The organism is Gardnerella sp. c10Ua_244 (genome assembly GCF_055818055.1).
In genome coordinates, this window is record NZ_JARFVS010000009.1 from 1 (window position 1) to 9,821 (window position 9,821).

General features: G+C 37.9%; 7 protein-coding genes. All 7 read right to left on the reverse strand.

The features are described from left to right. Nucleotides 1-4,022 (reverse strand): MiiA motif-containing surface protein (locus P0108_RS06900; RefSeq protein ID WP_473730915.1); only part of this gene is annotated, 4,022 nt, incomplete at its 3' end. 184 nt (nt 4,023-4,206) lie between these two features. Next, nucleotides 4,207-5,520, reverse strand: a complete 1,314-nt coding sequence (locus P0108_RS06905) for an MFS transporter (protein WP_064622165.1) — start codon at nt 5,518-5,520, stop codon at nt 4,207-4,209. Nucleotides 5,521-5,542: 22 nt separating this feature from the next. Continuing rightward, nucleotides 5,543-6,784, reverse strand: coding sequence for a YcaO-like family protein (locus tag P0108_RS06910; protein WP_102155297.1), 1,242 nt, complete (start codon nt 6,782-6,784; stop codon nt 5,543-5,545). Between the two features lie 729 nt (nt 6,785-7,513). Next, the gene (locus P0108_RS06915; protein WP_233186361.1) at nt 7,514-7,669 is read right to left on the reverse strand and encodes a hypothetical protein; all 156 of its coding nucleotides are present in this window, start codon (nt 7,667-7,669) and stop codon (nt 7,514-7,516) included. Between the two features lie 355 nt (nt 7,670-8,024). After that, the gene (locus P0108_RS06920; protein ID WP_064621847.1) at nt 8,025-8,726 is read right to left on the reverse strand and encodes an InlB B-repeat-containing protein; all 702 of its coding nucleotides are present in this window, start codon (nt 8,724-8,726) and stop codon (nt 8,025-8,027) included. Nucleotides 8,727-8,767: 41 nt separating this feature from the next. Beyond that, a complete protein-coding gene (locus P0108_RS06925; protein WP_421783089.1) occupies nt 8,768-9,241 on the reverse strand; it encodes a hypothetical protein in 474 nt (157 codons plus the stop codon). Next, nucleotides 9,225-9,821: hypothetical protein (locus P0108_RS06930; protein WP_473730916.1), on the reverse strand; the 597-nt coding region annotated here is incomplete at its 5' end. The genes P0108_RS06925 and P0108_RS06930, both read right to left, overlap by 17 nt.

The following is a 9,821-nucleotide window of genomic DNA, read 5'->3' on the forward strand; positions in this document are numbered from 1 at the left end:
GCAGCTTTAGCAGAATTGATAGCATTAACAGCTTGAGCTACTTTCTCAGCAGTTGCATTAGCATCAGTAAGCACTGCATTACCATCAGCAATAGCTTCATTGTAAGTAATTTTCTTAGTCTGATCTGCGTTAATGTATGCGATCGTCTTCTTGAAGTCAGTGTCACCGTCAATAAGTTTTTGCAGTGCAGACTTATCAACAGTCTTGCCACCGAGATCCTGAACAGCCTTTTCTAATGCCTTCTTAATCTCATCAACCTTGGCACCATCAGCATTCATACCCTTAGTTGCATCAACAAGAGTAGATGCATTTGTGAACGCACTATCAAAAGCAGTCTTCTTATTATCCTTATAATCAGGCTTTGCTGTAAGAGTAGACTTCTGGTCATTAATAAGAGTCACAAGATTCTTGAGTGACTTCATCTTGCCGTCAAGATCTTTAGCCTTAGTAACAACATTATTGATAGCAGTTTTCACCTTATCAACAGTGTCTAAATCACTCTTAGGGTCAGTTTCAGGATTTGCAACTTCTTCCTTAAGAGCCTTCTTCTGTGCATTATTAAGATTCTGAAGATTATCTATTGCAGTATTCGCATCTTTTCTAGTCTTTGCAAGCTCAGCTTCCTGAAGAATAGAATCAATGTCTTGTATAGAATCGGTATTTTTATCATCCAACTTTGCATTGAAGTTCGTAGCTTCTTGATCAGTAAGATCACCATGCTTCTTCAGATCAGCAATCTTCTTCTTAGCTGCAGCTTTAGCATCCTCAAACTCAGCTTTGTTGAGAATCTCTGCAACTTTATCAAGACTATCTGCAGTACCTACTTCGTCTTGATACTTCTTCTTATCTTGTTCGCTGAGATTCTTCAACTTGCTAATCTTGTTTTTAGCATCAGTCTTAGCATCATTAAGACCATCGTTATTACTGTTATCAGCAGCATTTTGATTCTGAGTAGCCTTTTCCGCGGCCTGTTTCTTTATAGCATTTATAGCATTCTCATCAGTTGCAGTCTGAATGCTATTAATAAACTGCTCTTTCTCCTCAGGCTTGAGTTTATCATTCCCGTTAATTTCATTAATAGCAGCCTGCTTTTGCTTCTCAAGTTCAGCTTTCTTCTTAGCTTCTTCAGCCTTGCCTGTGTCTTGCTGCTCCTGTTGATTCTGCTTCGTTACCTCGCCATCAACCTTCGCATCATCTTTCTGCTGCTGCTGTTGCTTCTCCTGCTCAGCCTGCTGATCAGCTTGTTGCTGCTTTTGATCAGCTTCCTTTTGCTTCTTTTGATCCTGATCCTTTTGGAACTCGTTTATCTTCTCACGGATCTTTTCAGGATCAGTCTCAGTACCAATCTTCTTATCAAGTTCAGTCTTTTGCTCAGGAGTCAAACCAAGATCATTCTTAGCATCATTAATCTGCTTCTGAGCATCTTTCTTTTTCTTCTCATCTTGACCATGCTCATTAGCAGACTTAATAATCTTGTCTACATCTTCTGGCTTAGTAATATTGTTGATTTCACCTTGATGATCTTCCTTGAACTTCTTAATCTCTTGATCATTCAAGCCATTTTTCTTAAGAATCTTGTCAATAAGATTCTCAGCTTCCTTCTTAAGTTCTTTAGGCTGAGGAGCGGCAGCATTAGATACAAAGCAGTCGTTCTTAGTAAGACTGAATGCTAAATCAGAACCACCATATTTACTAGATTTTCTAACTTCAATGGAGTCGCCTAAATAAATTGTTACAATTCCATCTTCACCACCAAATCCACCTCTAACCAATTTAAGATTAGATCCATTTTTTTCAATCCACTGTCCACTATATTTGTAAAGTTGCATTCCATTACCTATACTGTCACCAGTAGTGGTAAGTTTATTCAGTAAGCCATCAGTCTTAGTTATAAAATCTGTAGTTATTTCAGCATTTCCTGATTTAACTTTCCAATTATCTTGAATGAACTTTATGACAAAACTATTCCAATCAGCAGCTTGCGGCTTATCCTTATCGGTAATAGCAATCTTAGTGATGTTGTACCTGTAGCCATTATTATCTTTTGTTTCAGTTCTTGGCTTTTCCGGATTACCCTTGGTATACACCAATTCAGAGTAGTCGAAGGTAGAAGTTGAATCATCATTAAACTTAACAGTCATAGTATGATTGCTGTCATCAAATGTGATAGCATTATTTTCATTCTTACCTTTTAGCTTGCTTTGAAGGTCATTATTGGCTGTTAAGATAGCTTGCCTAATAATTGACTGTTCTTGCTTTTGAATCTTCTTAGCATCTTGTACAGCTGTACGAGCTGGAAGCGTAATATTCGTCAAATCAGCGAGTGGCTTACGCTGATACACCAGCTTGTTGCCATCGAGCTTATCAGTAGACTTATCAGTATAAGTGATAGTTACGTTGCCTTGAGCATCTACTGTAATAGATTGCTTAGCTGCTTCTAAATTCTGAGGCTTACCAATAGCATTCATGAAGTCAGCTTTATTTTTATTTGCTTCATAAACTTTCTTCACAAGTTCTGTTTGCTCACCTTGAGTCAACCCTTGTGGATTTCCAACTGCCATTGGCACTGGATAGTACGGCGTAAACTTATCCGCAAGTAAGCGCTGCTTCTTTACAAGATACTTGCCTTCAAGCTTTTTAGTTGAATGAGTACCAGTTGCATCCTTGAATGTGATTGTTGCATCACCATTAGCAGCAACATCAACCTTTTCTATAAGATCCTTAATCTTACTATTAGCATTCTTAATAGCATTTTCAACTTGTTTCTTCTCTGTTAAATCAAGAAAAGACGGATTCTTCACAGGAGTCAAATCCGGATACGTAATTTTTGTGCGCTCTGACAATGGCACGTAGCGTTTAGTCAGATTCTCCTTAGAAATAGTATCCGTAGAGTTATCTTTGTACGTTACCGTTGCGCTACCATCAGCATTAACAGTTACAGCCTTTTTGAAAGCCGCTTCAGTAGGAGTCTCTGGCATACCGTTAAGCTTTTTCAGCACATTGGTATTACTCTTATTAGCTTCCCACAGCTTTGTAAGAACAGCCTTTTTCTCATCTTCTGAAAGATTATTTCCATATGTCGAAGAATCAACTTCTACTTTATCTGTAGGATAAGTAAGTTCCAATTCTTGTGAGTATTTTGGCAACGTCGGCGCAAGCGCAACCTTACCAGCAGTGTAATGCCAGTTGCCCATCACCTGGTACACACCTGCAGCAAATTTCAAAGGCTTCGTTTTATCATTCAGTTTAATAACGAAGCTAATCTTAGACTTTCTATTGCCTCTACTCTCCCAGTTAATAATCAAGGCACTAGTAGCGTCCTTATATTCCCTAGAAGTACCGAGAGTATTACCAGATTCGTCATAACCACCGGCTTCACCGGTCATTCTTTCCCAGTTATTCTTAAATTCAGTGCCTTGCTCTTTATTATTATCAAACCAGAAACGGCTGGCAGACTGATTCCAAGACTCCTTTGTATATGTTGCACCTGTTTGTTGAGAAGACGAATCACCAGTCAACTGTTCATCTTTGTACAAAGTAATTTTATTATCTACAATGTCAACACCCTTAGGCACACTCGCCCACCAGAATGGTCGACCACCCCACCATTCACCCTGAGAATTAAACTGGTACTCAACCTTATAATATTGTCCGTAAGTTTTTCTGTCTGCTGTTTCCTTATTATCGTTTTGTTTTTCATCGCATGGCACTAGTTTAATATCCACATACCTCTGCGCCTTTGTAGAAGAATCGCGATTCGCATACCTATAGCTACCATCAGGAAGATTAAAACCATTAGCCCAAGCTTGATGAGTTGGCAAACCAGCACCACAAGCAAGCAAGCTTGCCAATGTTGCAGTCACAGCAATTTTCGGTAAACGTGAAACCGCATACGACTTACATGCTTCTAAACGAGTTCCACTTATCTCTTTCGCCATTGAACGAAGTGTACTCGGCTTCAAATACGCGTAATTCTTAGACACATGTAAAGCATTTTTAGCAGCTTGTGTTTTCTTAACCATTAACAGTCCTCACTTATATATTTTCTCTTCAACTCGCTCTGCAGACGTAAACTCACATCTTGCAAAAGAGCTTGTTAATAGAGCAAAGGATACCCCCCCCCCGCGTAATAATTCAAGTAATATAGGCAAAAACTACCATGCGATTAAGGTAACAACTATATTCAATATTAAATATTACAAATAATCATGCGAGCGCCGCATAGCTAGTGTTTGGCAACTGCGGCAAAACAACAATCAAACCGGCAGTAAAAATCAGCGCGAGTATAGGCAAAAGCTGCCATTGGCACGTAGATGAGAATGCAAATCCAATCCAAGAACCAGTAGTAGCACCAATCGCAAACGCAAGGCGCGCCCAACCAGAAAACTTAGCGAGAGTACTCCCTTTAAACAGAATCTGACGCGCAACAATAATCGGCTCTACTAGTAACATTCCACCAATCGCTTGAAGGAAGAATGCGAAGCAAATCATTGGCAAAAGATTAATAAACATAAGGCAATAAGCGAGCAAGCTCACAGCAATACCTAAAATCGCTACTTTTCTTAAACCGAGTTTTTGAGAAGAGTGCGCATATAAAACGGACGCGAGCACGCTTCCTACACCAGTGAAAATATACAGTATTGTTAAAGATTGAGAGCTATATTGTTTACCGATACCGAGAAGAATATAGGAAACAGAGCATGCAGGAATAAAAGCAACCAAAAGAGATCCTGCAAGAAGCATGATTTTACTCTTGAGTGACGGATTCGCAGATTGCTTAGCTGCAGATTTATTGGCAACGTCATTTTCTTGCGATACTTGCGATACTTGCGATACTTCTCCTTCTTCACTAATCGCTTGCGATTCATTCTCTACATCTTGCAACGCTTCCTCTTCTGCGCAAGACGCTTGCGCAATGTCTTGTTTCATAATAAATCGCGTAGCACAAGCCGCGAAAGAAGTCACGGACGAGAAAATCAAAACCGCAGGAATCGACCAGCTCGCAATCCACGATCCTAATGGAGAGCCAAGTAATGTTCCTGTAATACTTGCCAAAATGCTCACAATGCCGCTGTAGTTTACAATCATGCTGTCGTCGCCGCCTGCAGCATCAACCTCGAAAACTTCGCTAGCAATATCAATCACTTGACCTGTAATCAACAATGCACAAGAAAGAGCTACAAGCGACCACTTCCACGCAGGAGAGCCAAACATAAGAAGCGGCAGCAAACCGAGCACGCCTTCTACGCCCTCAGTCATAGCAAGAGCGCGAAAACCGCCAAGCTTATCAACAATCCAACCAGAGCATGGCGAAAGAAAATCGGCAACCGTCATAAAAGTCTTACGAAAACCAATCACCCAAGCTGGCAAACCCACAATAATAATAGAAGGCAAAACCGATCCTTCATACGCTTGATTGCCGAGCATAGAAAAACAGAAGCCAACCAAAGCCCATCGCAATGCTGGACTAATAGATCTCATACGAATAAAAATATTATTCCGCTTACCAATAGCCTTCATAATAAGCCCCTTATAAATTACATTAATTGTGTTGACGAATCGACATTATTGATTTACGTTTTCTTAGACGACCTATAAGTTCAGCAGGAAAACCATGACGAATAACATGAAAACGTTCCAATCCTGGTGCGACAATTTGCACAACACTAGGATTGCATTTCATCGATTTACGCTCATAGTGGAATGCGTCACGTTTCCATATATCTATTCCGTACTTATGAAGATCATTTACTATATTATTTATCTGAATTTCTATGTTAGGAATAGATAAAGTGTCACGTATATCATATGACACTAATTTTTGTGAAAATTTCCCACTATCCTGTCTAATTTTTTCTAAGAATAAAGCTTTCTTAATATTTGGATATGAATGTACAAGATGTTTTAGTCTTTTGGATCTATCACGTTCTTCAGGATTAGAATAATCTTTATCTGCACATAACTCTTGCCATAACTCAAGAAGCGAACGATATGTTGCGTATCCTAAAAATTGCGATGCGCCGCATCCAAAAGTAGGAATTTCTTCTCTATCTGTCTTATAACATATAGATAGCACCACTGAGCCAGACAAAGCTGGAATCGATACAATATACACCTTGTTACCAGTTGCGCTCTCAATAGCCTGTTTTATTTCTTTCAATAATTCACAATTAGGAATTAAAAACTCTACGCATACATCATCAAATATATTAGAAAGAAGAATATTAGATGTTGCATCTCGTTCAATAAGTTCATTAAGCGCATGCAAAGTCGCTTCTTGGATAGAAGCACCTGCGGCCCATCCATTATTTGTATAGTAGCAACGAATTAAATTTTCATCAATAGAAGAAAACTCACCAGTAGACTTTCCACCGCAGTATTCTGGTGGTAACGAAGCAATAGCATTATCACTCATACTATAAAAAGTATAATCAGTATTTTTGCTTGCTGAATTAGAAAGATTAAGAATCGCATCTCCTTTTATTCGAAGAGATGATGAACAAGAATACAAAACAGACTGATTCGAATATACTATATGTTCCAATAATTCATATAAACCGCTAGTTAGAGATTCAAGCCCAAGACCTTTACCTCTAGCGGATTCTAAAACAATATCTGCACAATCAGCCTCATCTAAATAAACACACGAATCCAAAATACAAGTAGTGTCTAATGCTGATACTTCAACACTCCATTGCCACTTCTTTAAGGCAAATACCTCAATAATTGATGACAAAGAATCCATCAATGTAAATTCTCGTTCAGGTGAAACAAAATTAACCATAACATATCTTTTCACAAAATAATGCTGGCAATTGTATTACAAAATAACAAAACCGCCAGCATGTTTATTTCAATTTTCATCATCGTCTGGTATTTCACCAACAAAGAAATCACTCATACTAGTAAAATGTGGAGTGCTGTGTTCAGTTCTAGTACGTCCCATAATATTCACCTTTCAATAAAAAATAATAACTCATTTAATTTCCTTTTAAGTTCATTTAAGAACTCATTTAAGAACTTTGGTAAAAGATACTATTACTTCTTACAAAAAATACAATACAGTTATAAGTCATGAATACAAAACAGTAACAAATAATAAATTTTATTAATTATTTTAAGAAAGACTTATAGTAAATTATTGTATGAATGAAAAATTTTATACTAAATGGGTGTGTTAAAAAGAAAACGATCATTGAGAAAAAGTAAAATATACTGTTGCAACTAATACAAATTTTTAAAGATTAACAAAATTAGACTAAATATAATCCACTAAAAAGAAGGTCTATAGGTCGAAAAGGGGCTTATGATAATTTCTTAAGTATTTTATGCAGTAATAGCACGATTATCTTTTAAGCCTTTTTACTCTGTGGTTGTTATAAAAATCAATTGTTTGACGTAATTCTTCTGTACTACCCCAGCTCTATGTTGCAAGAAGGTTTTCTATTGACAGAAGAAGACTATCTCCTTGATATTAAAAACCATAAATAGATTCAAAAAATGCATATTTAGATCATTTGAGCCAATCTGTTTCATTATTACTATTCTCTTTAACTACTCTAATATTGCGCTCTAAAAGACCAATACGTTGCTTAAGTGGAATTATTTTGCCAGTTGTTGCATTATAACGACTAACTAAATAAGGAGCTTCTCCGCACGTTATTTCCATTCGACGTTCATCTACATATGTCATCCAATTTGTTGAGCATTTCTCTGAAAACTCAATTTTTTCTGTGGTAGAAATCCAACTTTTATATTTATTATGGTTAAAAATATCTTTTTACCAAAACACGCTTCTAGTTTCATTACGTGTTGACACAATGAAATCTTACTCTTGTACTCTGAAACTATTTATAGGAATCCTGAAATTTTGACATTGAGCTCTTAACCCTTAGTTTGGAGCATCATACTATTTATTATTGAAAATAAGAAAGCTTATCTCAAATAACACTCAAAAGATAACATACAAAAAGATGGCTCTAACATATCGCTAGAGCCATCTTCTAATAAACAATGCCGGTTACTTAAAACAAGCAGTGCCTACTTATTGTTTTTTTCATCATTTTCTTCTTAAGAAGAAGTGCAAGTCCAGCAATTGAGAAACCAAGCACTGCGAGCAAGCCTGCAAACGATGCCGATTCGCCTGTCTTAGGAATCATGCCAATATGCTTTTCAGGCTGCGGCTGAGGAGCTGGTGTCTGCGGCTGCAGCTTCAGTTCCGACGCAGGTTGATTTGGAGTTGGGTTAGGCTCTGGATTCGGTGACGGAGTTGGCGTCGGTGCCGGAGGATTCGGAGTTGGATCCGGATTTGGTACAGGATCTTTCGTGTAAATAGCATACACAGTCATATCGCCATTAACTATGCTTGCTCCCGTAAACGTCTCACCCTTACCGTCTTCCTTCGTATTCCACTCCTTGAAGGTATAACCAGCCTTCGTTGGCTTCTTCAGCATAGACTCATTAGTCAACGCATCAGTATCAATAGCCTTACCAGGCTCCACATTAACAGTAGCAACCGTAGAATCGCCATCTTTAAAAGTTACAGTATTATATGTAGGCGTCGGATCTGGTGTCGATTCTGGTTTCTTCACTTGGAAAGAATAAGAGATTTGTTTAGACTTATTTTCTTCTCCGTTCGCATCTAACCCTTTAGGATCCTGTTCAGCAGCAAAGAAGAAATAATTGCGATTAGCACAGTTATCCTCTCTTGCAGTGGTTGCTTTCACAAAATTCTCTGTGGAAGAATTAGCAAAATCATAGAAACCGGCTACCGTTCCTCGAATTCTATATTTTTACCTTCAGTAACTGTCTTTTTCACAGATAGACCAGTTACTGAAACAATGATATTGCTGGTATCTACATTCTTAACTTGGTTAATGATGTCTTGCCATTTTTGAGTTGTTCCAGGATTATCTTTCTTTAATGTAACAATGAGCGTTTTACCATCATTTGTTTTTGTTACACTTGGAGAAAATCCCTTAATTCCGCTAATTGTAGCAGATGCATCATTAGCTACTTCTACACCATCTGGAATATCTAGCGTAAAAGCAAATCCTGCATCAACCTTACCGTAGCTATTGTGGAATTTCGTAACATAGGCGTCATTCGTGCCACCAACTCTCGTATAGCTTAGCGTCCAACCATTGAGATAACGCTTAAACCATGGGATACTAACTGAAAAATCAAGATTCAGTTTATCCCCAGATTGTAGCTCACCAACCGCTTTAGAATCCGTTTCCACCCTTAAGCTTCAGATCACCGTATACTTTAAGTTTATCAACTGGCTTTTTAATTTCATCTTGAGTTAATAAATCATTTTCCTTAAAGCCAAATGGGTTGACACGATTTTCGATAGGTTTTGTAGGATTTTGTCCTGGTTTTGTATCTCCTTCTGCCGTATCATTACCTGCGAGATAACCATATCTTTCTTCAAAATCCATCCCAGTAGGCATAAGCCAATACGTATTAGGGTTATTCACTATCCCCGCATTTGGCGTACTAGTCATGTCTTCTAAAGAGTTAAATGGAAAATCAGCAATCGCTGTTTTACTTGAAGAGGTTAAATACTTAGGAAATACCCCATAATAAGTTTTCCCTGTAAAACCATCGGTTATCTCTTTCTTTTCCACATCAACCCAATACGTATTCTTTAGCGTACTATCGCCCAAATATTCAGGCGTAGCAGCCAACGAATCCTTAATTAAATATAGAAGCGGTTTGCTACCATCCGCGGCAAACACTGGTGACACAAATGCTGCTGATGCAATCAATGTAGCTGATACTATCGTTACAGCCATATTTTTTAGTAATTTCATACAAAA

Coding starts and splice junctions, on each gene's coding strand:
- P0108_RS06905 (WP_064622165.1), bottom strand. CDS start 5,520: ATGAAGGCTATTGGTAAGCGGAATAATATTTTTATTCGTATGAGATCT.
- P0108_RS06910 (WP_102155297.1), bottom strand. CDS start 6,784: ATGGTTAATTTTGTTTCACCTGAACGAGAATTTACATTGATGGATTCT.
- P0108_RS06915 (WP_233186361.1), bottom strand. CDS start 7,669: ATGGAAATAACGTGCGGAGAAGCTCCTTATTTAGTTAGTCGTTATAAT.